At 67.0% G+C, this 24965-nt stretch carries 20 protein-coding genes; 10 read left to right on the plus strand and 10 right to left on the minus strand.

The features are described 5' to 3' along the window. Positions 1-58 precede the first annotated feature (58 nt). Together smc and U4Y88_RS14890 are read right to left on the minus strand one after the other, a co-directional pair. Positions 59-3577, minus strand: a complete 3519-nt coding sequence (gene smc, locus U4Y88_RS14885) for a chromosome segregation protein SMC (RefSeq protein WP_321784782.1) — start codon at positions 3575-3577, stop codon at positions 59-61. A gap of 218 nt (positions 3578-3795) precedes the next feature. Continuing rightward, positions 3796-5007 (minus strand): DMT family transporter, encoded by a 1212-nt coding sequence (locus U4Y88_RS14890; RefSeq protein ID WP_321784784.1) that lies wholly within the window; start codon positions 5005-5007, stop codon positions 3796-3798. 372 nt (positions 5008-5379) lie between these two features. Here U4Y88_RS14890 and dapC point away from each other — a divergent pair, with 372 nt between their 5' ends. The 6 genes from dapC (at position 5380) to cls (ending at position 11799) form a co-directional block, all read left to right on the plus strand. Next, positions 5380-6603 (plus strand): succinyldiaminopimelate transaminase, encoded by a 1224-nt coding sequence (dapC, locus tag U4Y88_RS14895; RefSeq protein WP_224016809.1) that lies wholly within the window; start codon positions 5380-5382, stop codon positions 6601-6603. 129 nt (positions 6604-6732) lie between these two features. After that, positions 6733-7560 carry a 2,3,4,5-tetrahydropyridine-2,6-dicarboxylate N-succinyltransferase gene (gene dapD, locus U4Y88_RS14900; protein ID WP_027814838.1) on the plus strand — a complete coding sequence of 276 codons (828 nt, stop codon included), beginning with the start codon at positions 6733-6735 and terminating at the stop codon, positions 7558-7560. After that, positions 7560-7928, plus strand: a complete 369-nt coding sequence (locus U4Y88_RS14905; protein ID WP_065060178.1) for an ArsC family reductase — start codon at positions 7560-7562, stop codon at positions 7926-7928. The genes dapD and U4Y88_RS14905 overlap by 1 nt, the downstream gene beginning before the upstream one ends. A 148-nt stretch (positions 7929-8076) precedes the next feature. Continuing rightward, the gene (dapE, locus tag U4Y88_RS14910) at positions 8077-9216 is read left to right on the plus strand and encodes a succinyl-diaminopimelate desuccinylase (RefSeq protein ID WP_321784786.1); all 1140 of its coding nucleotides are present in this window, start codon (positions 8077-8079) and stop codon (positions 9214-9216) included. A 32-nt stretch (positions 9217-9248) separates the two neighbouring features. After that, complete coding sequence (prmB, locus tag U4Y88_RS14915; protein WP_224016805.1) at positions 9249-10145, plus strand: 50S ribosomal protein L3 N(5)-glutamine methyltransferase; 897 nt, start codon at positions 9249-9251, stop codon at positions 10143-10145. 214 nt (positions 10146-10359) lie between these two features. Continuing rightward, a complete protein-coding gene (gene cls, locus U4Y88_RS14920) occupies positions 10360-11799 on the plus strand; it encodes a cardiolipin synthase (RefSeq protein ID WP_321784788.1) in 1440 nt (479 codons plus the stop codon). A 9-nt stretch (positions 11800-11808) separates the two neighbouring features. Here cls and U4Y88_RS14925 read toward each other — a convergent pair whose 3' ends face one another. Beyond that, positions 11809-12291, minus strand: coding sequence for a glutathione peroxidase (locus U4Y88_RS14925; protein WP_224016801.1), 483 nt, complete (start codon positions 12289-12291; stop codon positions 11809-11811). A gap of 156 nt (positions 12292-12447) precedes the next feature. Between U4Y88_RS14925 and U4Y88_RS14930 the strand changes: the two genes are divergently transcribed. Together U4Y88_RS14930 and U4Y88_RS14935 are read left to right on the plus strand one after the other, a co-directional pair. Further along, positions 12448-14403, plus strand: a complete 1956-nt coding sequence (locus U4Y88_RS14930) for an ATP-binding cassette domain-containing protein (RefSeq protein WP_321784790.1) — start codon at positions 12448-12450, stop codon at positions 14401-14403. 88 nt (positions 14404-14491) lie between these two features. Next, a complete protein-coding gene (locus U4Y88_RS14935) occupies positions 14492-15841 on the plus strand; it encodes a CaiB/BaiF CoA transferase family protein (protein ID WP_415774443.1) in 1350 nt (449 codons plus the stop codon). Positions 15842-15954: 113 nt separating this feature from the next. Here the strand turns inward: U4Y88_RS14935 and U4Y88_RS14940 are convergent, their stop codons facing one another. The 3 genes from U4Y88_RS14940 to alr all read right to left on the minus strand — a co-directional run bounded on the left by U4Y88_RS14940 (position 15955) and on the right by alr (position 18872). Beyond that, complete coding sequence (locus U4Y88_RS14940) at positions 15955-16218, minus strand: DUF2866 domain-containing protein (RefSeq protein ID WP_224016796.1); 264 nt, start codon at positions 16216-16218, stop codon at positions 15955-15957. A 134-nt stretch (positions 16219-16352) separates the two neighbouring features. Next, the gene (radA, locus tag U4Y88_RS14945; RefSeq protein WP_224016794.1) at positions 16353-17729 is read right to left on the minus strand and encodes a DNA repair protein RadA; all 1377 of its coding nucleotides are present in this window, start codon (positions 17727-17729) and stop codon (positions 16353-16355) included. A 72-nt stretch (positions 17730-17801) separates the two neighbouring features. Further along, positions 17802-18872, minus strand: a complete 1071-nt coding sequence (gene alr, locus U4Y88_RS14950; protein WP_224016792.1) for an alanine racemase — start codon at positions 18870-18872, stop codon at positions 17802-17804. A 217-nt stretch (positions 18873-19089) separates the two neighbouring features. Between alr and lplT the strand changes: the two genes are divergently transcribed. Then, a complete protein-coding gene (gene lplT / locus U4Y88_RS14955) occupies positions 19090-20400 on the plus strand; it encodes a lysophospholipid transporter LplT (protein ID WP_224016790.1) in 1311 nt (436 codons plus the stop codon). A gap of 111 nt (positions 20401-20511) precedes the next feature. Beyond that, entirely contained in the window at positions 20512-21318 is an 807-nt protein-coding gene (gene thiD, locus U4Y88_RS14960; protein WP_224016788.1) for a bifunctional hydroxymethylpyrimidine kinase/phosphomethylpyrimidine kinase, read from the plus strand. A gap of 17 nt (positions 21319-21335) precedes the next feature. Here thiD and U4Y88_RS14965 read toward each other — a convergent pair whose 3' ends face one another. Genes U4Y88_RS14965 through tsaB form a run of 4 tightly spaced genes read right to left on the minus strand, consistent with a single transcriptional unit; the run spans position 21336 to position 24940 of the window. Then, complete coding sequence (locus U4Y88_RS14965; RefSeq protein WP_321784792.1) at positions 21336-22589, minus strand: DUF1853 family protein; 1254 nt, start codon at positions 22587-22589, stop codon at positions 21336-21338. A 44-nt stretch (positions 22590-22633) separates the two neighbouring features. Further along, complete coding sequence (locus U4Y88_RS14970; protein WP_321784794.1) at positions 22634-23668, minus strand: uracil-DNA glycosylase; 1035 nt, start codon at positions 23666-23668, stop codon at positions 22634-22636. Further along, positions 23655-24149 carry a ribosomal protein S18-alanine N-acetyltransferase gene (rimI, locus tag U4Y88_RS14975; protein WP_224016781.1) on the minus strand — a complete coding sequence of 165 codons (495 nt, stop codon included), beginning with the start codon at positions 24147-24149 and terminating at the stop codon, positions 23655-23657. The genes U4Y88_RS14970 and rimI overlap by 14 nt, the downstream gene beginning before the upstream one ends. Continuing rightward, complete coding sequence (gene tsaB, locus U4Y88_RS14980) at positions 24146-24940, minus strand: tRNA (adenosine(37)-N6)-threonylcarbamoyltransferase complex dimerization subunit type 1 TsaB (protein ID WP_321784796.1); 795 nt, start codon at positions 24938-24940, stop codon at positions 24146-24148. The genes rimI and tsaB overlap by 4 nt, the downstream gene beginning before the upstream one ends. Positions 24941-24965: the final 25 nt, after the last annotated feature.

The following is a 24965-nucleotide window of genomic DNA, read 5'->3' on the forward strand; positions in this document are numbered from 1 at the left end:
GTCTAGCGATATCGACCGCGATTCAGATCGCGAATTAACCTGCGAAATAACCCGCGAATCAGACCGTATTCTGTGCGAAACCGGCAGCCGTTTCCATGTCGACCGCCACGATGCGCGAGACACCCTGCTCCTGCATCGTCACGCCGATCAGTTGCTGGGCCATTTCCATCGCAATCTTGTTGTGCGAGATGAACAGGAACTGCGTCTTGTCCGACATCGCCCGCACGAGATTGGCGAAACGCTCCGTATTGGCGTCGTCGAGCGGCGCGTCCACTTCGTCCAGCAGACAGAACGGCGCCGGATTCAGCTGGAACATCGCGAACACGAGCGCCGTGGCGGTCAGCGCCTTCTCGCCGCCCGACAGCAGGTGAATCGTGGAGTTCTTCTTGCCCGGCGGCTGCGCCATGACCTGCACGCCCGCGTCGAGAATCTCGTCGCCCGTCATGATGAGCTTCGCCTGGCCGCCGCCAAAGAGACGCGGGAACAGGTCGCCGAAATGCTTGTTCACTTCGTCGAACGTGCCTTGCAGCAGCGTGCGCGTTTCCTGGTCGATCTTGCGGATGGCGTCTTCGAGCGTTTCGATCGCGCTCGTCAAGTCGGCCGACTGCGCGTCGAGGAAGGTCTTGCGCTCCTTCGCCGCGGCCAGTTCGTCCAGTGCCGCCATATTGACCGGGCCGAGCGCCATGATCGCGTTGTTGATGCGCGTGACTTCGCCTTGCAGATACGACGGCTTGAGGTCCGGCGTGAGCTTTTCCTGCAGCGCCGCTTCGTCCACACCCGCGGCCTGCAACTGTTCGACGAACTGCTCACCGTTCAGGCGCGCGGCCTGTTCCTTGAGCTGCAATTCGGTGATGCGGTCGCGCAGCGGCTGCAGCGCGCGTTCGGCGGCGAGACGCGTTTCGTCGGCGGCGCGCAGCTTGGCGCTCAGATCGTCGAGTTCGGCGCGCGCGTTGCGCAGCAGTTCTTCCTTCTCCGCGCGGATTTCCAGCGCGTCCTGCAGACCCGTGTGCGCGGTCTGCTCGTTGATCGTTTCGAGTTCGGCGCGCGCGTCTTCGAGCGAGCCCGCGACGCGTTCGCTCTGGTCGTGCGAGATCTGGATGTTGCGGCGCAGTTCCTCGATGCGCGCGGCCATGTTGCGGGCCGCGAAGCGCGCGTCGCCCGCTGCGCGTTCGAGATCGCGCGCGGCGTTACGCGCCGCGCCCAGTTCTTCGTCGAGCGCCTCGAACGCGAGCTGGTTGTCCTCGAAGCGCGCCTGAAGTTCGGCAAGTTCGCCGTCGTGACGCTCGAAATTCGCTTCCGATTCGGCACGCAGCGCACGCTGCTCCTCGATCTGCGCGCGGATTTCGTCGAGCTCCTCACGGATCTGCGTGCTGCGCGCCGTGTAGCGCTCGTGCGCCTGCGTGAGCTTGAGCACGTCCATTTGCAGCGCGTGCACGCGCTGCGTGGCGCGGTCGGCCTGCTGGCGCGCCTCGCCGAGCACCTGAGCCGCCTGCGTGTGCGCAGCTTCGGCGCGCACGACAGCCAAGCGCGCTTCGTCGGCGAGCAGCGCCTGAGCGCGCACCTGGCGCGTGAGATTTTCGATTTCCTGCTGGCGCGCCAGCATGCCCGCCTGCTCGGTGTCGGCGGCGTAGAGCTGCACGCCCACGCGCGAGACCGAGTGGCCGGCCTTCACCACGAACGCACCGCCCTCGGGCAGTTGCGCGCGTTGCGCGAGCGCTTCGGCCAGATCGTTCGCGACGAAGGTCGTGCCGAGCCATTCGTTGAGCACCGCGCGCAGGCCCGCATCGTCGATACGCACGAGCGAGAGCAGCGGCGTGAGGCCCGCCGGCGCGCTCGCCGTCTGGCCCGCCAGCGGCGGCGCGTAGAACGCGAGCTTGGCGGGCGGCGCATCGCTGGCGAACGCCTTGACCCAATCGAGATTCGAGACTTCGAGCGCCGCCAGACGCTCACGCAGCACCGCTTCGAGCGCGGTTTCCCAACCGGCTTCGACGTGCAGCTTCTTCCACAGACGCGGCAGGGCGCCCAGTTCGTGACGTTCGAGCCACGGCTGGATCTTGCCCTCGGTCTGCACGTTCTCCTGCAGTTGCTTGAGCGCGGCGAGACGGGCTTCGAACTGGTGAATCTGCGCGTTTTCGGCCTGCACGCGATCGTGCGCGGCACGGCGCTCGGCGTCCAGACGCGGCACGGTTTCCTGCGCGTCGGTGAGGCGGTCCTGGGCGTCACGCAGGATCTCTTCCTGCTCGGCCAGCTGCATGCGCAGTTCTTCGAGCTGCGCTTCATCCGGTGCGTCGAGACCGCCTTCCTCCGACTTCAGGCGCTCGTGGCGCTGCTGAAGCTGCTGGAGCATCTGGTCGGCGTTGCGCTGATGCGCGGCTTCGAGCTTGAGCGCCTGCTCCGTGCGCGCGATGCCCGCACGCTCGTCATTCAGTTGCGCCTGGGCGTCGCGCCAGCGGTTTTCGAGCGCGGGCAGCGCTTCCTGCTTCGCGGCCGCCTCTTCCTCGGCGATGGCGGCTTTCTCCTCGCCCATCGCCAGCTGTTCTTCGGCGTCTTCGATATCGTCCTGCGCCTTCTGCGCCTGGACCTGCCATTGCTCGCGCTGCGCCGTGAGCGCTGCGATCTGCGCCTGCACACGATTGCGCGACTCGACGATGAACTTGATCTCGGCTTCGAGACGGCTCACCTCGGCATTCGCTTCATAGAGCGAGCCTTGCGCGCCCTGCATCGCGTCGCTGGCCGAATAGTGCGCCACGCGCAGCGTTTCGAGCTGCGCCTCGACTTCGCGCAGTTGCGCGGTATGCCGTTCGAGATCGATCTGCGCCTGTTCGATGGCGCGCTGCTGGCGCTGCTGCTCGCCCGCCGCCTCGTTCTTGCGCAGCAGCCACAGCATGCGCTGCTTTTCTTCGCCGTCAGCCTGCAGTTCGCGGTACTTCGTCGCCACCACGGCCTGGCCTTCGAGCTTGTCCAGATTCGTGGAAAGCTCGCGCACGATGTCTTCCACGCGCGTGAGATTCTCGCGCGTGTCATGCAGGCGGTTTTCGGTCTCGCGGCGGCGTTCCTTGTACTTCGAAACGCCCGCGGCTTCTTCGAGGAACACGCGCAGTTCTTCGGGCTTCGCCTCGATGATGCGCGCGATCATGCCCTGCCCGATGATCGCGTACGCACGCGGACCGAGACCGGTACCGAGGAAGATGTCCTGAATGTCGCGGCGGCGCGCCGGCAGATTGTTGATGTAGTAGCTCGAGGTGCCGTCGCGCGTCAGCACGCGCTTGACGGCGATCTCCGCATACTGGCCCCACTGGCCCGCGGCGCGCCCGTCGGCGTTGTCGAACACGAGTTCGACGCTCGCGCGGCTGCCGGGCTTGCGCGCGGTGGAACCGTTGAAGATGACGTCCTGCATCGACTCGCCGCGCAATTCGGACGCGCGGGATTCGCCGAGCACCCAGCGCACGGCGTCGATGATGTTCGATTTACCACAGCCATTCGGTCCGACCACTCCGACGAGTTGGCCCGGAACCTGGAAATGCGTGGGATCGACGAATGATTTGAAGCCAGCGAGTTTAATCGAGGTCAGACGCACGGCGATATCGCTGTTTGAATTGGAAGAGTGAACGGGACCGCCCGGGCCGCCGCCGCGCGCCGTCGACCGTCACTTCAGTCGCACGGCGGCGCGAGGCGCCGCAGGATTCGCATCTGGCCGAACGAACGGCGCGCACAGCACGGACAGCCGCCACGGCTCGCCGTGCGAAGCGCCTGATGCACCTCAGTGCGCGCCCGGCCGGCGAGGATCAGGGGCAATCATACCATCGCACGCGCGCCATTCTGCCCGCCATCGGGCCGGGCGCCGGGACTGCCGTGGCGATTGGCGTTTTTGTCGTCGTTTTTGTCGGCGGCTGGATCGTCGTTTTGTGAGTCGGTTTGATCCTCACTGCGGTTGCCGCTGTGCTTGCCGTCAAGATCGCCGCGACCGTCACCCATTTGCTTGTCGTTCTGATCGCGATCGTCATGACCGCTTTCGTCATCGAGCAGGCCTGCATCGGCGTGAGCAATCGCGCTGGCTTCGGCGCTTGCGTGCGCGATCTGACGAGGACGCTTGCGCGCTTCCTGCGCGCGATGCACCCAGCTCGACAGCAGCGAGGCGAGCACGATACAGGCGCCGCCCGCCCATTCGCGCGGCCCCGGCGTCTCGCCCGCGAGCAGCCACGACGAGAGCGCCGTCACGACGATTTCGAACAACATGATGATCGACGCCCGATTCGCCGGCACGCGCGCGAGCCCGTATTGAACGAGCATGTTGTTCACGCCCAGCAGCACGCCGAGGGCGAGCACGAGCAGCACCGCGCGGGCGAGCGGCTCGCCGGCGTGCAGCGTCGGCATCGGCTCGAAAAACGAGGCGATCAGGCCGAATATCGCCGCGCCGCCGAAAATCACGGCGGTGCGCATTTCAGGCTTCATCTGCGGCAGCACGCGGCTCGTCTTCACCACGAGCACGTTGCTCATCGCGAAACCCATGCCGCCCGCGAGGCCCGCCCATTCGGCGGCGCTGCCCGGCAGCGGCACACCGAGCTTCGGCGACCACAGCATCAGCACCGCGCCCGCCAGCGACAGCGCGGCCAGCGCCGCGCCGGACCACGTCAGGCGCTCGTGCAGGATGAAATGCGCGAAAATCGCCGTCCACGCGGGCGTCAGATAGAACAGCAGCAGCACGCGCATCACTTCGCCGTGGATCGCGCCCCACACGAAACCGATATTCGTGACGCCCGCCGCCAGTCCGAGCAGTGGCAAGACCCCATGCCAGCGCACCGTCGCAATCGAACGGCGGCGCAGCAGCAGCACAAACAGGCAGCCCGCCGCGCTCGTCGCGGCGCCCGCGGCCGTGCCGGTCAGGCCGAAACTCGCCAGCGTGCGCAGCGGAAACCAGATCACGCCCCACACCGAGGCGCCGATCATGATGGCGAGCGTCGGCCAGCCCGCGCTCAGGTTCCGCCTGCTCGACTGGGCGCCGCTCATCGCGCGACCCTCGCGGCCGTCCCGCGTTTTTCAGACTGCATATCGATCCTTGTTTCGTTCCAGCTCGTTTGCCGCTCATTTGCGGCTTATTTGCCGCTCGCGCCGCCACGAGCGCCACCAGGGAGCCCCACCCCGCGCCCCATCGCCCGCCCATCGGCAAACGGCGGCCACGTTATAATTCACGTTTTGCCAGCGACAGCGGCCGCACCGCCCGCGTTATCCGGCACAGCCCCATCCGGGCTAGCCGGGTCCATCAGCCGGCCGTCCGGCGCACACCCTGCGCCGCGCCGAGCGTCGCAATAAGCGCCGCAAAGCCGCCCGCGTGCCCGCGCCCGTCGCTCCATCCGCTTTTCGCTTACGCCGCCCAGCCCTGTGAATCCGCTACTCGACACCCTCCAGTCCTATCCCTTCGAAAAGCTGCGCGCACTGTTCAAGGACGTCGCGCCGAATGCCGGCCTGCGCCACATCAGCTTCGGGATCGGCGAGCCGAAACACCCGACGCCCGCGCTGATCCGCGACGCCATCGTCGCCTCGCTCGACGGTCTGTCGGTGTATCCGGCCACGGGCGGCAGCCCGGCGCTGCGCGAGGCGATCGCGAAATGGGTAAGCGAGCGTTACAGCCTGCCCGCCCTCGATGCGAGCACGCAGGTGCTGCCGGTTTCGGGCTCGCGCGAGGCGCTGTTCGCGCTTGCGCAGGCGGTCGTCGATCCCACGGCGGGCGCGCAGGACCCGGCGAAGCGCGCGATCGTACTCTGCCCGAACCCGTTCTACCAGATCTATGAAGGCGCGGCGCTGCTCGCGGGCGGCGAGCCGTACTTCGTGAACAGCGATCCGGCCCGCAACTTCGCCTGCGACTATTCGCAGGTGCCTGAGGAAATCTGGGCGCGCACGCAGCTGCTCTACGTCTGCTCGCCGGGCAACCCGACGGGCGCCGTCCTCACGCTCGACGACTGGCGCGAACTGTTCGCGCTGTCCGACCGCTACGGCTTCGTGATCGCGTCGGACGAATGCTATTCGGAGATCTATTTCGACGAATCGACGCCGCCGCTCGGCGGTCTGGAAGCCGCGCACCGCCTCGGCCGCGGTTTCGAACGTCTGATCATGCTGTCCAGCCTGTCGAAGCGCTCGAACGCGCCGGGCATGCGCTCGGGCTTCGTGGCCGGCGACGCGGCGATCCTCAAGCAATTCCTGCTGTACCGCACCTATCACGGCTCGGCGATGTCGCCGGTCTGGCAGTCCGCCAGCATCGCCGCCTGGGGCGACGAAACGCACGTGCGCGAGAACCGCGCGAAGTACGTCCAGAAGTTCTCGACCGTCACGCCCATGCTCGCCGACGTGCTCGACGTGAAGCTGCCGGACGCCGCGTTCTACCTCTGGGCCAACGTCGCCCGCACCGGCCTCTCGGACACCGCGTTCGCCCAGCGCCTCTACGCCGACTATAATGTGACGGTCCTGCCCGGCTCGTTTCTCGCGCGCGAAGCGCACGGCGCGAATCCGGGCGAAGGCTTCGTCCGTCTGGCGCTCGTCGCCGACGTCGACGAATGCACCGAGGGCGCGCAGCGCATCGTCGACTTCTGCCGCTCGCTCAAGCCGTAACTTCAGCACGAAAAGTCAGCGGTAAACAGTCAGCAGTCACGCCACCGCCGAACGCGCGCCCCGCTGCGCGCGTATCGCCGCCGAATTCCCGCCGTCCAACGGCTTTTGAACTCACACGAAATCATCACCATGTCGCAACAACTTCAGCAGATCATCGACACCGCCTGGGAAAACCGCGCCGACTTTTCGCCCAAGTCCGCGCCGAACGACGTGCGTGAAGCCGTCGCCCACGTCATCGCCGAACTGGACAAGGGCGCGCTGCGCTGCGCCGAAAAGAAGGACGGCGACTGGGTCGTCAATCAGTGGGTGAAGAAGGCCGTGCTGCTGTCGTTCCGCCTGGAAGACAACGCGCCGATGGCTGCCGGCGGCTTCACGCAATTCTTCGACAAGGTGCCCTCGAAGTTCGCCAACTACACGGCTGAAGACTTCGCCGCGGGCGGCTTCCGCGTCGTGCCGCCGGCCATCGCGCGCCGCGGCTCGTTCATCGGCAAGAACGTCGTGCTGATGCCGTCGTACACCAACATCGGCGCATACGTCGACGAAGGCACGATGGTCGACACGTGGGCAACGGTCGGTTCGTGCGCGCAGATCGGCAAGAACGTGCACCTCTCGGGCGGCGTCGGCATCGGCGGCGTGCTGGAGCCGCTGCAGGCCAACCCGGTCATCATCGAAGACAACTGCTTCATCGGCGCGCGCTCGGAAGTCGTGGAAGGCGTGATCGTCGAAGAAAACTCGGTCATCTCGATGGGCGTGTACCTCGGCCAGTCGACCAAGATCTATGACCGCGAAACCGGCGAAATCTCGTACGGCCGCATCCCGGCGGGCTCGGTCGTCGTGGCCGGCAACCTGCCCTCGAAGGACGGCTCGCACAGCCTCTACTGCGCCGTGATCGTCAAGAAGGTGGACGCCAAGACGCGCGCCAAGGTCGGCCTGAACGAGCTGCTGCGAGGCGACTGATGGCGAAGGCCGCAAAAACCGTGGTCGTCTACGGCATTCCGAACTGCGATACCGTGAAGAAGGCCCGCGTGTGGCTGGAAGAACACGGCATCGAGTTCGAGTTTCACGACTTCAAGAAAGCGGGCGTGTCGAACGCGCTGGTGCAGGACTGGCTCAAGGATGTGTCGCTCGATCAGCTGATCAACAAGCGCGGCACGACGTGGCGCGGCCTGTCCGAGGTCCACAAGGCCGAAGCCGATTCGACTGCCGGCGCGATCGCGCTGATGATCCACAAGCCGTCGATCATCAAGCGCCCGGTCGTGGCCGTGAACGGCCGCGTGAAGACGCTCGGTTTTTCGGCCGAGCAGTACGCGGAGCTGTTTGCCTGAACTGTGTTTGAGGCGCTGCGCGACCGGCGCGCCAGCCATCGGTGATACATCGAGGCCGGCGCGAAACGGGTAGCGCACCATCGTCACAAGCTGTTGCCGGCCCCTGCATTGCAGCGGCGCCGGCATTTTTATTGAAAGTGGTCCCTTCATGTCCGCCACCCTCGCCCTTACCGAAGCCCTGATCGCGCGCGCGTCCGTGACGCCCGACGACCAGCACTGCCAGCGCATCATGACCGAACGCCTCAGCGCGCTCGGCTTCGCGTGCGAAACGATCGAATCCAACGGCGTGACCAACCTGTGGGCCGTCAAGCGCGGCACGGCCGGCGCCGACGCGCCGCTGCTCGCCTTCGCGGGCCACACCGACGTGGTGCCGACCGGCCCCATCGAACAATGGAGCTCGCCGCCGTTCCAGCCCTCGCATCGCGACGGCGTACTCTACGGCCGCGGCGCCGCCGACATGAAGACCTCGCTCGCCGCGTTCGTGGTGGCCAGCGAGGAGTTCGTGGCGGCGCACCCGCAGCATCGCGGCGCGATCGCCTTCCTGATCACGAGCGACGAAGAAGGCCCGGCCACCGACGGCACGATCAAGGTAGTCGAGGCGCTCCAGGCGCGCGGCGTAAAGATGGATTACTGCATCGTCGGCGAACCGACGTCGACCCATACGCTCGGCGACTGCGTGAAGAACGGCCGCCGCGGCTCGATGTCGGGCAAGCTCGTCGTCAAGGGCGTGCAGGGCCACATTGCCTATCCGCATCTGGCGAAGAATCCGGTGCATCTGCTCGCGCCGGCACTCGCCGAACTCGTCGCCGAAAAGTGGGACGACGGCAACGAATACTTCCCGCCCACCACGTGGCAGGTCTCGAACATGCATAGCGGCACGGGCGCGAGCAACGTGATTCCGGGCCACGCCGACGTGCAGTTCAACTTCCGCTTCTCGACCGCGAGCACGGTGGAAGGCCTGCAGCAGCGCGTGCACGCGATTCTGGACAAGCACGGCCTCGAATACGATCTGCACTGGAGCGTGAGCGGCCTGCCCTTCCTCACGCCGCGTGGCGCGCTGTCGAACGCGCTCGAAAAGGCGATTCACGACGAAACCGGCGTGACCACCGAACTCTCGACCACCGGCGGCACCTCGGACGGCCGCTTCATCGCGCGCATGTGCCCGCAGGTCGTGGAATTCGGGCCGCCCAACGGCAGCATCCATAAAATCGATGAGCACATCGAAGTCAAATTCATCGATCCGCTCAAAAACGTCTACCGCCGCGTGCTCGAACAGCTGATCGCCTGAGCGGTCCGCCCGCACGCACTGGAGCCCCTGATATGACCCATCCGCTTGCCACCACCTTTTCGACCGTGCGCGATCTGCTGCGCTACGGCGTCTCGCGTTTTTCCGCGGCGAAACTCTCGTTCGGCCACGGCTCGTCCAACGCCTACGACGAGGCCGCCTATCTGGTTCTGCACACGCTGAATCTGCCGCTCGACCTGCTCGATCCGTTCCTCGACGCGCGCCTCGCGCCCGAAGAGATCGAGAAGGTGCTCGGCGTGATCGAGCGCCGCGCGAACGACCGCGTGCCGGCCGCCTACATCACGCAGGAAGCGTGGATGCACGGCCTGCGCTTCTACGTGGACGAACGCGTGATCGTGCCGCGTTCGTTCATCGGCGAACTGCTCGCGGACGGCCTGCAGCCGTACGTGGAAGACCCCGAGCAGGTGAGCGCCGTGCTCGAACTGTGCACCGGCTCCGCGAGCCTCGCGATTCTGGCCGCGCACGCGTTCCCGAACGCCGATATCGACGCCGTGGATCTGTCCGCGCCCGCGCTCGAAGTGGCGAAGCGCAACGTGCACGAGCATGAGCTCGACGAGAAGATCTCGCTGTTCGAAGGCGATCTCTACGCGCCGCTGCCGGAACGCCGCTACGACGTGATCATCACGAATCCGCCCTACGTGAACGCCGATTCGATGGCCGCGCTGCCGGCCGAGTACCGTCACGAGCCGGAAATGGCGCTCGCGGGCGGCGCGGACGGCATGGACATCGTGCGCCGCATCATCAAGGACGCGCGCAACTGGCTGACTGACGACGGCGTACTCGTGGTCGAGATCGGCAACGAGCGCGAGAACGTGGAAGCGGCGTTCGGCGGCCTCGATCTCGTCTGGCTGTCGACGAGCGCCGGCGACGACCAGGTGTTCCTGATCCAGGCCCGCGACCTGCCGGTCTGAACCCGCGCCTGCGAGTGAGCCCGCGCCAGCGGGCGCGCTCGCGCACGCATCCCGGACACAAGCGGGACAAATGCAGGACAACCGCAGCACAACCGGCGGCCAGACGTCGCCGCCGGCCCCATAGCGCGCGCCGCGCCGCCCTGGGTAAGATGACCGTTTTCCGGCTCATGCGGCTTGGACGTTGGCTGGCACGCCCGCAACGTCCCGCGCCTTTATGCACTTCGACTGGTCAACGCTCGGCACCCTGCTCGCGGTCGTCCATGTATTCGGACTGATCGCGGCCTGCCACGCCATTCTCAATACGCGCACCTCGCAAGGTGCGATCGCCTGGGCCGTCTCGCTCGCGACGATGCCCTACCTCACGCTGATCCCGTATCTGTTCCTCGGCCGCAGCAAGTTCGAAGGCTACGCGGACGCCCGGCGCATCCGCAACGAAACGCTGCGTGCGCGGGCCCACTCGCCCGAACGCGACCGTCCTGCGGCCAGCACCGGCCCGACGGATCTGCTCAGCGAGCGCGTGATCCGCACCTTCGCGCAACTGGGCGGCATGCCGCTCGTGCCGGGCAACACGGTGCGCACGCTCGTGAACGGCGAAGCCACCTTCTCGGCCATCTTCGACGCAATCGAACAGGCGCGGCACTACGTGATCGTGCAGTTCTTCATCGTGCACGCGGACGCGCTCGGCGACATGCTCAAGGACGTGCTGCTCGCCGCCGCGCAGCGCGGCGTGCGCGTGTACTTTCTCTACGACAGCATCGGCAGCTTCGATCTGCCCGCCAGCTACGTGCGCGATTTGCGCGCGGGCGGCATCGACGTGCATCCGTTTTCGGCGAAGCGCCGCTTCGTCAATCGCTTCCAGCTCAACTTCCGCAATCACCGCAAGATCGTGGTGGTCGACGGCGAGCGCGCCTACGTGGGCGGTCACAACGTGGGCGTCGAATATCTGGGCGCGAACACGCGCCTCTCGCCGTGGCGCGACACGCATATCGAAGTGCGTGGCCCCGTGGTGGCCAGCATCCAGTTCGCCTTCACGGAAGACTGGTACTGGGTCACGCAGGAACTGCCGGGCTCCGAGCCGCCCGCCGTCACGCCGCGCGACGGCGACGACATGCAGTGCCTCGTCATGCCCACCGGCCCCGCCGACCGTCAGGAAACCTGCTCGCTGTTCTTCGTGGAAGCGATCAACGCCGCCAGCAAGCGCGTCTGGATCACCACGCCCTATCTCGTGCCCGACTCGGCGGTGCTCTCCGCGCTGCGCCTGGCCGCGCTGCGCGGCGTGGACGTGCGCATCATGATTCCGTGCCGGCGCGACCACTACGTGGTGTTCGAAGCCTCGACGCTCTATGCCTACGACGCCGTACGCGCGGGCATCCGCATCTTCCGCTACAAGCCGGGCTTCCTGCACCAGAAGGTCGTGCTGATCGACGACGTGGCCGCCGCGATCGGCAGCGCGAATCTGGATAATCGCTCGTTCCGCCTGAACTTCGAAATCATGGTGCTGACCGTGCACCGGGGCTTCGCCGCCGAAGTCGAAGCGATGCTGGAGCACGACTTCGCGCAGAGCTTCGAAATCGACCGCAGCGAATACCGCAACGCGCCCGCCTGGCGCAAGATCACCATGCATCTCGCGCGGCTGTTCGCGCCGATTCTCTGACGCGCCGCGTTACAGCAGCTTTTCGATGTCGGCAGCGATGGCGTCGGGCTTCGTGACCGGCGCGTAGCGCTTGACCACGTTGCCGTTGCGGTCGACGAGAAACTTCGTGAAATTCCACTTCACGCGTTCGAGCCCGAGCACGCCGGGCGCTTCCTCGGTCAGCCACTGGTAGAGCGGATGCGCGTTCGCACCGTTCACGTCGATCTTCTCGAACATCGGGAACGTCACGCCGAAGTTCTTCTCGCAGAACGCGCCGATCTGCGTGGCGTCGCCCGGCTCCTGCTTGCCGAACTGGTTGCACGGGAAGCCGAGCACCGCGAGGCCGCGCGCGGCGTACTGCTCGTAAAGCTTTTGCAGACCCGCGTACTGCGGCGTGAAACCGCATTCGCTCGCGGTATTCACGATCAGCAAGACCTTGCCCGCGTACTGTTCGAGGCTGACCGGCGCGCCGCCGCCCAGCGGCTCGGCCGAAAACGCATACACCGTCGTCATCTGGCTCTCCAAAGGAAAGCGCCAGTCTAATGGAGAAAAGGTGCGCTCCGCACCCTGGCCGGACGGCTAGCCGTTCGGCTAGTTATTGGACGCCCGCCGCGCAGTTAAAATAGCGCTTTACGTTTTATCCGCGGCTTCGTCCGCGCCCGCGCTCCCGTGATCCGCTTCAACCAATTCAGTCTTGCCCGCGGTACCAAGCCGCTTTTCGAACAGACCTCGTTCACCCTGAATCCGGGCGAAAAGGCTGGCCTCGTCGGCGCAAACGGCGCGGGCAAGTCCACGCTGTTTTCCGTGCTGCGCGGCGAACTGCACGCGGACGCCGGCGACTTCTCGCTGCCGCCGTCGTGGCAGATCGCCCACGTGGCGCAGGAAACGCCCGCCGTCGACCGGAGCGCGCTCGAATACACGCTCGACGGCGACGCCGACCTGCGCGAGATCGAAGCGCGCATCGCGTCGGCCTCGGCGGCCCACGATGGCGCGGCCGAAGCCGAAGCCCACGCCGCGTTCGCCGACGCCGACGGCTACACCGCGCCCGCGCGCGCCGAAGCGCTGCTGCTCGGCCTCGGCTTCACGCTCGACCAGACGCGTCAGCCCGTGGCGAGCTTCTCGGGCGGCTGGCGCATGCGCCTGAATCTGGCCCAGGCGCTGATGTGCCGCTCCGACCTGCTGCTGCTCGACGAACCCACGAACCACCTGGACCTCGACGCCATCGTCTGGCTCGAAGACTGGCTGCATCGCTATCCGGGCACGCTCGTCGTCATTTCCCACGACCGCGAATTTCTCGATTCGATCTGCAACGTCACGCTGCATCTGGAAAACCAGCAGGTCAAACGCTACGGCGGCAACTATTCGCAGTTCGAGATCCTGCGCGCCCAGCAGATCGCGCTCCAGCAAAGCGCCTACGAAAAGCAGCAGAAGACCGTCGCGCATCTGCAAAGCTTCATCGACCGCTTCAAGGCCAAGGCCACCAAGGCGCGCCAGGCGCAGAGCCGCGTGAAGGCGCTCGAAAAGATGGAACTGATCGCGCCCGCGCACGCGACCTCGCCGTTCACCTTCGAGTTCCGCACGCCCGATTCGGCGCCCAATCCCATGCTCGTGATGGAAGACGTGCGCTGCGGCTATCGCGCCGAAGACGGCACCGAAACGCCGATCGTCGAGCGCGTGGCGCTGTCGATCCAGAACGGCCAGCGCATCGGCCTGCTCGGTGCGAACGGCCAGGGTAAATCGACGCTGATCAAGACGCTCGCGAGCACGCTCGCGCCGCTCTCGGGCGAAACACGCACCGGCAAAGGCTTGCAGATCGGCTATTTCGCGCAGCATCAGCTCGAAACGCTGCGCCCCGACGACTCGCCGCTCCAGCATCTCGCGCGCCTCGCGCCCGACACGCGCGAGCAGGAGTTGCGCGACTTCCTCGGCGGCTTCAATTTCCCGGGTGAAATGGCCACGGCGGCCATCGCGCCCTTTTCGGGCGGCGAAAAGGCGCGTCTCGCGCTCGCGCTGATCATCTGGCAAAAGCCCAATCTGCTGCTGCTCGACGAACCGACCAACCACCTCGATCTCGAAACGCGCCACGCGCTCACCATGGCGCTCGCGCAGTTCGAGGGCACGCTCATTCTGGTTTCGCACGACCGCCATCTGCTGCGCGCCACCACCGACCAGTTCATGCTGGTCGCCAAACACCGCCTGCAACCGTTCGACGGCGATCTCGACGATTACCGCGACTGGCTGCTTCAGCACGCGGCCGAGCAGCGCGCGGCGCTCAAGGCCGCGGCGGCCGGCGGCACGGCGAATGCGGGCGGCGATATCGACAGCGCCGATTCAGGCGTGAACCGCAAGGAACAGCGCCGCCAGGAAGCGGAAACGCGTCAGCGCCTCGCGCATCTGAAGAAGCCGCTGCAGGCGAAGATCGGCAAGATCGAAAAGGAAATGGACGCGCTCAATGCGGAGAAAGGCACGCTGGACGCCTTCGTCGCCGATCCGGCCAGCTACGAGCCCGAGCAGAAGACGCGTCTGACTGACGCGATCCGCCGTCAGGCCGAAGTCCAGTCGCGGCTCGAAACGCTCGAAGCCGATTGGCTGGAAGCGCACGAAGAACTCGAGCAGATCGGCTGATTGCCTGCGCCCCGCGTGCGGCACAATGGATCCTGATCCGTCTTTTCGCCTTAACGACGTCACCGCTCTCACGTCAGGAGTCACCCGAGTGTCGACACCCGCCTTGCAAGGCCTCCGCGTTCTCGATCTGACCCGTCTTTTGCCCGGGCCAGTGGCCACGCTGCGCCTCGCGGAAATGGGCGCCGACGTGCTCAAGATCGAGCCGCCGGGCGCCGGCGACGCCTCGCGCGCCATGATGCGCAGCAGCGCCGACGAAATCGCGGGCCGTCCGGGCGCGTTCTATCAGATCGTCAACCGCGGCAAGCGCGAGACGCGGCTCGACCTCAAGTCCGAGGGCGGCCGCGCCGTGCTGCTCGCGCTCGCCCGCGACGCCGACGTGCTGGTCGAGAGCTTCCGGCCCGGCGTCATGGACCGGCTGGGCCTCGGCTACGAGACGCTGCGCGCGATCAATCCCAAGCTCGTCTACTGCGCGATCACGGGTTACGGCACGACCAGCCCCTTCGCCGAGCGCGCCGGCCACGACATCAACTACGTCGCGTATTCGGGCGTGCTGCACCAGATCGCCGCGCGCGACGGCGCGCCCGTGCTGCCCAATTTCCAGATCGCCGATCTGCTGGGCGGCGCGCTCGCAGCGGTCACGCAGATTCTCGCCGCGCTCTGGCAGGTCTCGCGCGGCGGCGAAGGCCGTTTCGTCGATGTGTCGATGGCGCACGTCTCGCACGCGCACAACGTGGTCGCCCAGGTCGCGCTCGCCAACGACGACGCGGCCGCGCTCGAAGCGGGCGGCGGCCTGCTCAACGGCGGCGTGCCCTGCTACAACCTCTATCGCACCCAGGACGACCGCTGGCTCGCGGTCGGCGCGCTGGAGCTGAAATTCTGGCAGGCGCTCTGCACGGCGATCGGCCGCGAGGACTGGGCGCAGCGCCACTGGAGCCTCGGTCAGGCGATCGGCGGCACGGATGCGGCGGCGCTCACGCAGGAACTCGCCGCGATGATCGCGGCCGAGCCGCTGCAAACGTGGATCGACCGGCTCGAAATAATCGACTGCTGCGTCTCGCCGGTGCTCACGCCCGGCGAGGCGGCGAATCATCCGCTGTTCAACCCGGAAGCGCTCCAGGCGGTGCTCGACGAAATCGCCGCGCAACGCGAAGCGGAAGCGCGCCGCGCCGCGGGATTCGCGCCTGGACCTGCGCCCGCGCCGTTCGCGCAGGCGGGTGCGGCCGCGGCCTATGGGATGCCGGGCGCGCAGAACCCGGCAAACGCGCAGAACGCACAGAACGTACAGAATGCGTCGGCCACTCCCAGCCCCCAGAACGCCTTCGCCACCAACACGCCGGGCATGCAGGGCTACGCGCAGAACGCGCCGCAAGGCGGCGGCACGCACGCGCCCGGCCAGCCGACCGGCAAGAAGCCGTTCAACTATGGCCCGTGGAGCTAATCAAAATGAAAGTTAAGGAAAGGCAGGCTGGATGAAAAATGGGCGCACGGAGCGCCCATTTTCTTTGGCCGGGGCTGCAACCCCGAGGAACCAGCCGGCTCCTTGCCGCGCGCCTAGCGCCGCGGCAGCGTTTGACGCGGCATGCGCTCGTCGTCGTACATGACGTGTTTGCGACCTTCCACATGATGGGCGATGGTGCTGCGCACCTGCGCGGCCGTCACGTTGCCAGCCACCACCTGCCGCGAAATACGGCCGTCGCCATCGATCCATTCGACGATACGGCAAGTGCCGCCGAAGGGTTGAACAAGCGGATCCGAGACGCGGCAGCCGCGCACCACGATCGAGTTTCCGACGAAGGACGATTCTGTCTGTTTCAAGTCGCTATCCTTTCCGCTGGATGCGGGGTTGCATATGCGGCCAAGGATAGGGAAATCGCAAAAGTTTCTGGTTACAGTGCGAACCAGGGTTGTTACCAATCATTACGCGACAGAGCATGCCTGCCGCATCGATATCACTCCAGTTCGCGCACCCGGTCGATCGCTTCCTCAATACGCTCGACCGCGATCACGTTCAGGCCCTCGATCGGCTGCTTCGGCGCATTGGCGCGAGGGATCAGCGCGCAGGTGAAACCGAGCTTCGCGGCCTCCTTCAGACGATCCTGGCCGCGCGGCGAGGGCCGGATCTCGCCGGCCAGCCCGACTTCGCCGAAAACGATCAGACCCTTGGGCAACGCCTTGTTACGCATCGACGAATGAATCGAAAGCAGCACGGCGAGGTCGGCGGCCGGCTCGGTGATCTTCACGCCGCCCACCGCGTTCAGGAAAACGTCCTGATCGAAACAGCCGATGCCCGCGTGCCGATGCAGCACCGCCAGCAGCAGCGCGAGCCGGTTTTGTTCGAGCCCGACCGCGAGCCGGCGCGGATTCGGCACCTGCGCGGTGTCGACCAGCGCCTGCACTTCCACCAGCAGCGGCCGCGAGCCTTCCTGCGTCACCATCACGCACGAACCCGGCACGCTCTGCTCGTGTTGCGAGAGAAAGAGTGCTGAAGGATTGGCAACGCCACGCAATCCGCGCTCGGTCATCGCGAACACGCCCAGTTCGTTGACCGCGCCGAAGCGGTTCTTGAACGCGCGCACGAGACGGAACGACGAGTGCGTGTCGCCCTCGAAATACAGCACCGTGTCGACGATGTGTTCCAGCACGCGCGGACCCGCGAGGTTGCCCTCCTTCGTCACGTGGCCGACCATGATGATCGACGTGCCCGACTGCTTGGCGATGCGCGTGAGCTGCGCCGCGCACTCGCGCACCTGCGCGACCGAGCCGGGCGCGGACGTCAGCGCTTCGGAATAGATCGTCTGGATGGAGTCGATGACCGCGACGTCGGGCTTTTCCGTCTCGATGGTCGCCTGGATCTTTTCGAGCTGGATTTCGGCGAGCAGTTGCAGCTCGCTCATCTTCGAGCCTTTTTCGAGCAAGCCGAGACGTTGCGCGCGCAACGCGATCTGCGCCGCCGATTCCTCGCCGCTCACATAGAGCGCGCGGCGGTCGGCCGCGATTTCCGCGAGCGATTGCAGCAGCAGCGTCGACTTGCCGATACCCGGATCGCCGCCGATCAGCACCACGCCGCCCGCGACGAGGCCGCCGCCCAGCACGCGGTCGAACTCGCCCACGCCGGAGGTGAAGCGCGGCACGTCGGACGCTTCGATATCGGCCAGACGCCGCACCGGCGCGCTTTTCGCGAGCGCCTGATAACGGTGATTGCCCGCGGGCTCCGCGACGCTTTCGACCAGCGTGTTCCACGCGCTGCACGCGGGGCACTGGCCTTGCCACTTCGGCGCCTGCCCGCCGCATTCGGTGCAGATATAGAGCGTCTTAACCTTTGCCATGCTTTTTGCCATACCGCCTTTGTCTTGTTCTCGCTTTCCGACCCGCTGCGCTTTTGGCCGCTTTTTGCCCGCTTATTCCGCGCGCACCGGCACGCGCGGCGCGACTGCGCACATCAGCTCGTAGCCGATCGTGCCACACGCGGCGGCCACGTCGTCGATCGGCAGCTTCGCGCCCCACAGCTCGACGCGCGTCCCCATGCCCGCGCCCGGCACCGGCGTGAGATCGACGGTCAGCATGTCCATGGACACGCGGCCGACGACATGCGTGCGCACGCCGTCGACAATCACGGGCGTGCCTTCGGGCGCCACGCGCGGATAGCCGTCCGCGTAGCCGCAGGCCACCACGCCGATACGCATCGGCTTGCGCGCCGTGAAGATCGAGCCGTAGCCGACGGACTGGCCTTCGGCGACGTTCTGCGTCGCGATCAGCTCGGACGCGAGCGTCATCGCCGGTTGCAGGCCGGTGCCGTCGAGCGCCGACGCCACGCCCGAGGGCGACGCGCCATAGAGCACGATGCCGGGCCGCACCCAGTCGAAATGCGACGACGGATGCCAGAGCGTGGCCGCCGAATTCGCCAGGCTGCGCGCGCCCGCGATGCCGTGCGCGCCGCGCTCGAACGTTTCCATCGCTTCGCCGATGCCGCGCGGCGTGTCGGCGTCCGCGAAGTGCGTCATCAGCGTGATCTGACCGATGCCGGCGGCGGCGCGTGCGCGCTCCCACGCGGCGCGGTATTTCTCGGGCGTGTAGCCGAGCCGGTTCATGCCGCTATTCATCTTGAGCTGCACGTTAACAGGCTTCGATAGGCGGGCCATTTCGAGCATGCGCATCTGCTCGTCGCAATGGACGACGGTCGTCAGGCTGTAACGGTCGATCACGTCGATGTCGGTCGGCCGGAAGAAGCCTTCGAGCAGCAGGATCGGACCGGCCCAGCCGAGCTCGCGCAGCTTCACGGCCTCTTCGAGGTCGAGCAGGCCGAAGCCGTCAGTGGCGCGCAGGCCGGGGAACGCGCGCGCGAGCCCGTGCCCGTAGGCGTTGGCCTTGACCACGGCCCAGATTTTCGACTTCGGCGCGTATTTCCGGACGACGGAGAGATTATTCGCGAGAGCGGCGGTGTGGATCGTGGCTGAGAGGGGGCGCGGCATGGGAGATTTTCGTAAAGACGCTTTCGAATCAGGAGCTTACAGGGTGTTTTCAGCGCCCGGCAGGCCCGCCTGATGGGCGGTCAAGGAATGTGCTAGTCCGAATGCAGCTATTTTCGTGATATAAAGCCCTGCGCACAACCCATTTCGAACGTAATAAGCCCGGATGCCTCCCACCCGTCCGGGGCGGACGGACCGCGAGAGGACAGCATCGCATCAGATGAAAAAAGGCTTTTACACCATCATGGCCGCGCAGTTTTTTTCGTCGTTGGCCGACAATGCGCTCCTGATCGCTGCGATTGCACTGCTGAAAGACCTTCACGCCCCGAACTGGATGACGCCGCTGCTCAAGCTGTTCTTCGTCCTTTCCTACGTCGTTCTAGCCGCATTCGTCGGCGCCTTTGCTGATTCCCGCCCTAAGGGCAAAGTGATGTTTATCACGAACTCGATCAAGGTCGTGGGCTGCGCCATGATGCTGGCCGGCACGCATCCCTTGCTCGCGTATGGCGTGGTGGGCTTCGGCGCGGCGGCTTATTCGCCCGCCAAATACGGCATTCTGACGGAGCTGCTGCCGCCCGAACGGCTCGTCGCCGCCAATGGCTGGATCGAGGGCACCACGGTCGGCTCCATTATTCTGGGCACCGTGCTCGGCGGCGCGCTGATCAGCCCGCACATCGCCGCCCACGTGATCCGCCACACGCCCGCCTCGATCAACACGCCGGCCGAAGCCGCGATGCTCGTGATCATGGCCATCTACGTGATCGCCGCCCTCTTCAATCTGCGCATCCCCGACACCGGCGCGCGCTATCCGCGCCAGCAGCACGGTCCGATCCGCCTCATCACCGACTTCGCCGACTGCTTCAACACGCTGTGGCACGACAAGCTCGGCCAGATCTCGCTCGCCGTCACGACGCTGTTCTGGGGCGCGGGCGCGACGCTGCAGTTCATCGTGCTGAAGTGGGCCGAAGTCTCGCTCGGCATGTCGCTCTCGGAAGGCGCCGTGCTGCAGGCCGTGGTGGCCGTGGGCGTGGCCGCCGGCGCAATGATCGCCGCCGCGCGCATTCCGCTCAAGAAGTCGCTCTCGGTGCTGCCGGTCGGCATTCTGATGGGCATCGCCGTCATGCTGATGGCGTTCTACACGCGCAATCTCTTTCCGCCGCATTGGGGCCTGCATATCGGCCACATGCGCATTCCGGGATACCTGCTGTTCGCCTATGTGTTCCTGATGGTCGTGGGCGCGCTGTCGGGCTTCTTCGTCGTGCCGATGAACGCGCTGCTCCAGCATCGCGGCCACGTGCTGCTGTCCGCCGGCCACTCGATCGCCGTGCAGAACTTCAACGAGAACCTCTCGGTGCTCGTGATGCTCTGCCTCTACGCCGTGCTCGTCTGGCTCGACGTGCCGGTGACCATCGTAATCGTGCTGTTCGGCACCTTCGTCTGCCTGATGATGTGGCTCGTGATGCGGCGCCACCAGGCCAATCAGCGCGCGTTCGACTCGGTCGCGCTGATCGGCGAAAATCACGGACACTGACCGGCCGCGCCACGGCGCCGCCGTCGTCCTCTTCATCGAACTTTTCAGCGTCCGCGCGGCGGTCTTCGAGGTTTCGGAGCGATGCGCGCGCGACGCCTTCGCGACGCTGCCATGACCTCACCGATTTCCCACGTCCTCACGATCGCCGGCTCCGATTCGGGCGGCGGCGCGGGCATCCAGGCCGACCTCAAGGCGTTCTCCGCGCTCGGCGCGTACGGCGCGAGCGTGATCACCGCGCTGACCGCGCAGAACACGCGCGGCGTGACCGCGATCCACGCGCCCGACGCCGCCTTCGTGACGGCGCAGCTCGACGCCGTGTTCGACGACATCCGCATCGACGCCGTGAAGATCGGCATGCTCGCCAACGCGTCGATCGTGCGCGCCGTGGCCGATGCGCTGCGCCGCCACAAGCCGCCGCGCGTCGTGCTCGATACGGTGATGATCTCCAAGAGCAATCACGCGCTGCTCGCGCCGGAAGCCGTCGCGGCGCTGCGCGAGGAACTGCTGCCGCTCGCGGGTATCGTCACGCCGAATCTGCCGGAGGCGGCCGCGCTGCTCGGCATCGACGCCGCCACCGACGAAGCCGCGATGGTCGAGCAAGGCGAGCGCCTGCGCGCGCTCGGCGCGCAAGCCGTGCTGATGAAAGGCGGCCACCTCGGCGGCGACGACAGCCCCGACTGGCTGATCGAAGCCGGCGGCACGCTGCGCCTGGGCGGACCGCGCGTGCCGGTGACGAATACGCACGGCACGGGCTGCACGCTGTCCTCGGCGATTGCCGCGCTCTGGCCGCAGAACGCGACGCTCGCGGATGCGGTCGCGCAGGCGAAGACCTATCTCACTGGCGCGCTGGAAGCGAGCGACCGGCTCGAGGTCGGTCACGGCGTGGGGCCGGTGCATCACTTCTGGCGCTGGTGGTAAGCGCCGCGACGCACGGTTTATTGCAGCGCGAAAGCGCGGGCCCGCTCGGGCCAGTCGTCGGGGACGATGAAACCACGCGAGCGCTCGATATAGCCGCCCGCGCCATCGGCGACGAAAGCGGCGACCATCACCGGATCGTGCTTGCGCGGCAGATGCGCGAATAGCGTCGCCGCATCGGTTGGGCGCGCAACGGCGAGACGGCTGAGGAAGCCGCCGTCGTCATCAGCTTTTCTCGTGGGCGTTTCGTCGGCCGATGCAGTGGCCGATTCACCAGGCAACGGCCCCGCTGGCTCACCGGCCGACTCACCGACCGAGTCGCCAACTGACTCGCCAACCGCCCTGCGAGCCGACGCCCCGGCCACGCCACCTTCGCCCGCACCACCACCAACCTCTCTCCCACTCCCACTCTCGCTCGCCGCGCTGGACTGGCTGTTAGTTGCGATATCGGCGCGGTCGCGATCCGCGAATTCATGCGCGCCGAGATGACGCGGCGCGAGCCACGCGAGGCGCGGCAACACACTCCAGCCATCCGCGCCGTGACGTTCGGTGAATGCGGTCCATTCGGCTTGCGTAATCCACCAGCCGCGCCCGTGCTCCGCCGTGAGTTCCGGCGCACTCGCCGCCGTATCGTCCGCGTGCAAATCCGCGCGATAGAACAGCCAGCCCTTCACGAACATCTGCGCGAGCCAGGGACCGCCACGACCCAGCGCGGCAAACTCCTCGCGCTGCGTCAGCCGCAATTGATGGTCGAGCAGATGCGCGTACTTCCAGTCGAAGCGGTCACGCAGATTCGGCCCGACGAAATCCGCGAGACGGCCAGCGCGCGCCTCCTGCATGTCCGCATGCAGATAGCACTTCACCGCGAGTTCCCAATGGAGCTTGCGGCCATCGGCGGTCTCGACGAGAAAATCGCACTCGCCGAGCGTGCGGCCCGCATGCCGCAGCGCGAGATTGGCGGCGACGAGCCGCGGCGCGGGGCCGAGCGTCAGCCACGCCGCGAGCAGCGTTTCGGCGTAGCGGCCAAGGCGGGTGAGATGCGCCGCTTCGAGCAGCGCATGCAGGCTGGACGGATCGCGGTCGAGTTGCGCGAGCCAGTCGGCGACGGCGTGCGCGGTTTTGTCGGCGGCGTCATCGGTGGCATCGGCGCAGGGCTGCGCGAGCGGCGCGTGAGGTTGCGCGCGCAACAAATCGGCGCTGAGCAAGAGCCACGCGAGATCGCGCACGGCCGGATCGGCGTACCGGGCCAGCGGATCGCGCGCGGTGTCGGACATTGCGTTCGGCACCGCGAGGCGCGCCCCGCCGCACCCGTCGGCGTTCACGACTCGCCGCCCGCCGCCTTGCGCCACGTATCGCGCGCGAGGCACAGATCGGCCCACGCCTTCGACTTGTCGTGCAGGCTGCGCAGCAGATACGCCGGGTGATACGTGACGATCACCGGCACGCCTTCGTACTCATGCACGCGGCCGCGCAGCGACGCGATGCTGCCGTCGGTCTTGAGCAGGCTCTGCGCGGCGAAGCGTCCGAGCGCGACGATGATCTTCGGCTTCACGAGCGCGACCTGGCGTTGCAGATACGGCTCGCAGCGCGCGACCTCGTCCGGCTCGGGATTGCGGTTGCCGGGCGGACGGCACTTGATGACGTTGGCGATGTACACGTTATCTTCGCGCGCGAGCGAGAGCGCGTGGAGCATGTTGTCGAGCAGCTTGCCCGCCTGGCCGACGAAGGGCTCGCCCTGACGGTCTTCGTTCTCGCCGGGCGCTTCGCCGATCAGCATCCAGTCGGCTTCGCGGTCGCCCACGCCGAACACGGTGTTGGTGCGCTTCTCGCACAGACGGCAGCGCTCGCACGACTTGACGCGTTCGGCGAGCGTGTCCCAGTCGAGCGTCGCGATGTCGTCGCGCGGCGCGCGCGCGGGCGCGTCCATGTCCTGCGGCAGCACCGGCTCGGCGACCGAGTCGAACCACGCGAAATCGTCTTCGGTGAAAGGCGGCGGTTCGTCGGCGGCGGGTTGCGCGGACTGAGCGGACTGAGCGGACTGAGCGAACTGCAGAGGTTGCACGCGCTTCGCTTCGGACGGCGCGGGTTCGCGCGTCCCGGGCTGCGCGTGCGGCGCGGCGGTGGCGGCAGGCTCGCGACGCGGCATCGGCGCCTGCGAAGGTGCTTGCGTCTGTGCCTGCGTCGGCGCTTCGGCGCGCGCCACGACCGCCTCAACCGGCGGCGCGGCTTCCGTCACATCGCGCGCGACCGCCGTTCCAGCCTCGGCCGCGACGCCTGCATCAGCCGCCGCGCCCTTGCGCACCCAGCGCGGCGCGAGCCCCAGCTCCTCGAGCGCGTATTCATCGAGCGCCATCCGCGCCCTCCTCTGCAAAAGTCAGACGCATCACCATCGCGTCTTCGCGGGTGTGGTGACGGGCCGGATAGTAATTCTTGCGCCGCCCGACGGTCACGAAACCGAACTGCTCGTACAGGCGGATCGCGCGATGATTCGACGGCCGCACTTCGAGCAGCAGTCCTTCGAGCCCCTGCGCGCGCGACATCCGCACGCCTTCGCGCAACAGCGCGAGCCCCGCGCCCGCGCCTTGAGCCTGCGGCGCGACGCACAGATTGAGCAGATGCATCTCGTCAACGACCGGCATCAGCACGCAATAACCGATCAGCGTGCCGGTCACGTGGCGCATGCAGATGCCGTAGTACCCGTTGCGTAGCGAATCCTCGAAATTGCCGCGCGACCACGGAAATTCGTACGCCGACTTCTCGATGACGACGACCTCGTCGAGATCGCTTTCGGTCATCTGGGACAAATAGCGGTCGGTCATCAGGACGCCGCTCATCGGCCCTCCCCGGACGCGGCCGACTTGGCGGCGAGGCGCTCGGCCGTGGTCTGCGCGACCTTGTTGCGGATGTATTCCGGCGCGGCCTGGTCGGCGGGCACGGTGCGTCCGGCGCGGAACGCACGCAGCGCGGCATGCGCGAGCGGCACGGCGTGCGGCAGCGCCTCGGCGTCGATCACGCGCGCGGTCGTGGCCGCCGTCAGGCGCGAGCCGAAGGCCGCCGCCGCGTTGCCCGCGAGCGTGAACGGCGCATCCGGCGCGACGATGCCCTCGGGCGCGTCGAGCGAGGCGGCGCGCAGCGTCTGCCAGTCGTCCGCCGCCGCGTCCCACGCGTAATCGGCCCAATAGGCTTCGTCCATACGCGCATCGAGCGCCGCCAGCACGCGCGTCGCCGACGGATCGCGCTGGCGCGCGCTTTCCGCGCAGACGAGCAGCGTGCTCACCGGCACGACCGGAATATCGAGGCCGAACGCGAGGCCTTGCGCGACGCCCGTGGCGGTGCGCAAGCCCGTGAACGAGCCGGGTCCTGCGCCGAAGGCGATCGCATCGCAGTCGGCGAGCGCGAGTCCGGCTTCGGCGAGCACTTCGCCGATCGCGGGCAGCAGGCGCGTGCTGGAAACCGCCCCTGTGGCTTCATGCCGCACCCAGACGCGCGGCGCGGACGGCTCTTGAGCGGCGTTCTGAGCCGGATTCTGGGCAGATGCGCCGCTCGCGGGCGCGGCGGCGCGAAGCAGCGCGACCGAACAGAATTCGGTCGAGGTATCGATGGCAAGCAGCACGGTTTCAGTCATGACCGCTATTGTAATGCGGCGCCCT

It is taken from the genome of Paraburkholderia sp. J94 (genome assembly GCF_905220285.1).
GTDB lineage: Bacteria > Pseudomonadota > Gammaproteobacteria > Burkholderiales > Burkholderiaceae > Paraburkholderia > Paraburkholderia tropica_A.

What these genes read in the sequence shown, in the direction of transcription:
- U4Y88_RS14890 (WP_321784784.1), bottom strand. Translation starts at nt 5,007, where the DNA reads ATGAGCGGCGCCCAGTCGAGCAGGCGGAACCTGAGCGCGGGCTGGCCG.
- dapD (WP_027814838.1), top strand. Translation starts at nt 6,733, where the DNA reads ATGTCGCAACAACTTCAGCAGATCATCGACACCGCCTGGGAAAACCGC.
- U4Y88_RS14905 (WP_065060178.1), top strand. Translation starts at nt 7,560, where the DNA reads ATGGCGAAGGCCGCAAAAACCGTGGTCGTCTACGGCATTCCGAACTGC.
- dapE (WP_321784786.1), top strand. Translation starts at nt 8,077, where the DNA reads ATGTCCGCCACCCTCGCCCTTACCGAAGCCCTGATCGCGCGCGCGTCC.
- prmB (WP_224016805.1), top strand. Translation starts at nt 9,249, where the DNA reads ATGACCCATCCGCTTGCCACCACCTTTTCGACCGTGCGCGATCTGCTG.
- cls (WP_321784788.1), top strand. Translation starts at nt 10,360, where the DNA reads ATGCACTTCGACTGGTCAACGCTCGGCACCCTGCTCGCGGTCGTCCAT.
- U4Y88_RS14925 (WP_224016801.1), bottom strand. Translation starts at nt 12,291, where the DNA reads ATGACGACGGTGTATGCGTTTTCGGCCGAGCCGCTGGGCGGCGGCGCG.
- radA (WP_224016794.1), bottom strand. Translation starts at nt 17,729, where the DNA reads ATGGCAAAGGTTAAGACGCTCTATATCTGCACCGAATGCGGCGGGCAG.
- alr (WP_224016792.1), bottom strand. Translation starts at nt 18,872, where the DNA reads ATGCCGCGCCCCCTCTCAGCCACGATCCACACCGCCGCTCTCGCGAAT.
- lplT (WP_224016790.1), top strand. Translation starts at nt 19,090, where the DNA reads ATGAAAAAAGGCTTTTACACCATCATGGCCGCGCAGTTTTTTTCGTCG.
- thiD (WP_224016788.1), top strand. Translation starts at nt 20,512, where the DNA reads ATGACCTCACCGATTTCCCACGTCCTCACGATCGCCGGCTCCGATTCG.
- U4Y88_RS14965 (WP_321784792.1), bottom strand. Translation starts at nt 22,589, where the DNA reads ATGTCCGACACCGCGCGCGATCCGCTGGCCCGGTACGCCGATCCGGCC.
- U4Y88_RS14970 (WP_321784794.1), bottom strand. Translation starts at nt 23,668, where the DNA reads ATGGCGCTCGATGAATACGCGCTCGAGGAGCTGGGGCTCGCGCCGCGC.
- rimI (WP_224016781.1), bottom strand. Translation starts at nt 24,149, where the DNA reads ATGAGCGGCGTCCTGATGACCGACCGCTATTTGTCCCAGATGACCGAA.
- tsaB (WP_321784796.1), bottom strand. Translation starts at nt 24,940, where the DNA reads ATGACTGAAACCGTGCTGCTTGCCATCGATACCTCGACCGAATTCTGT.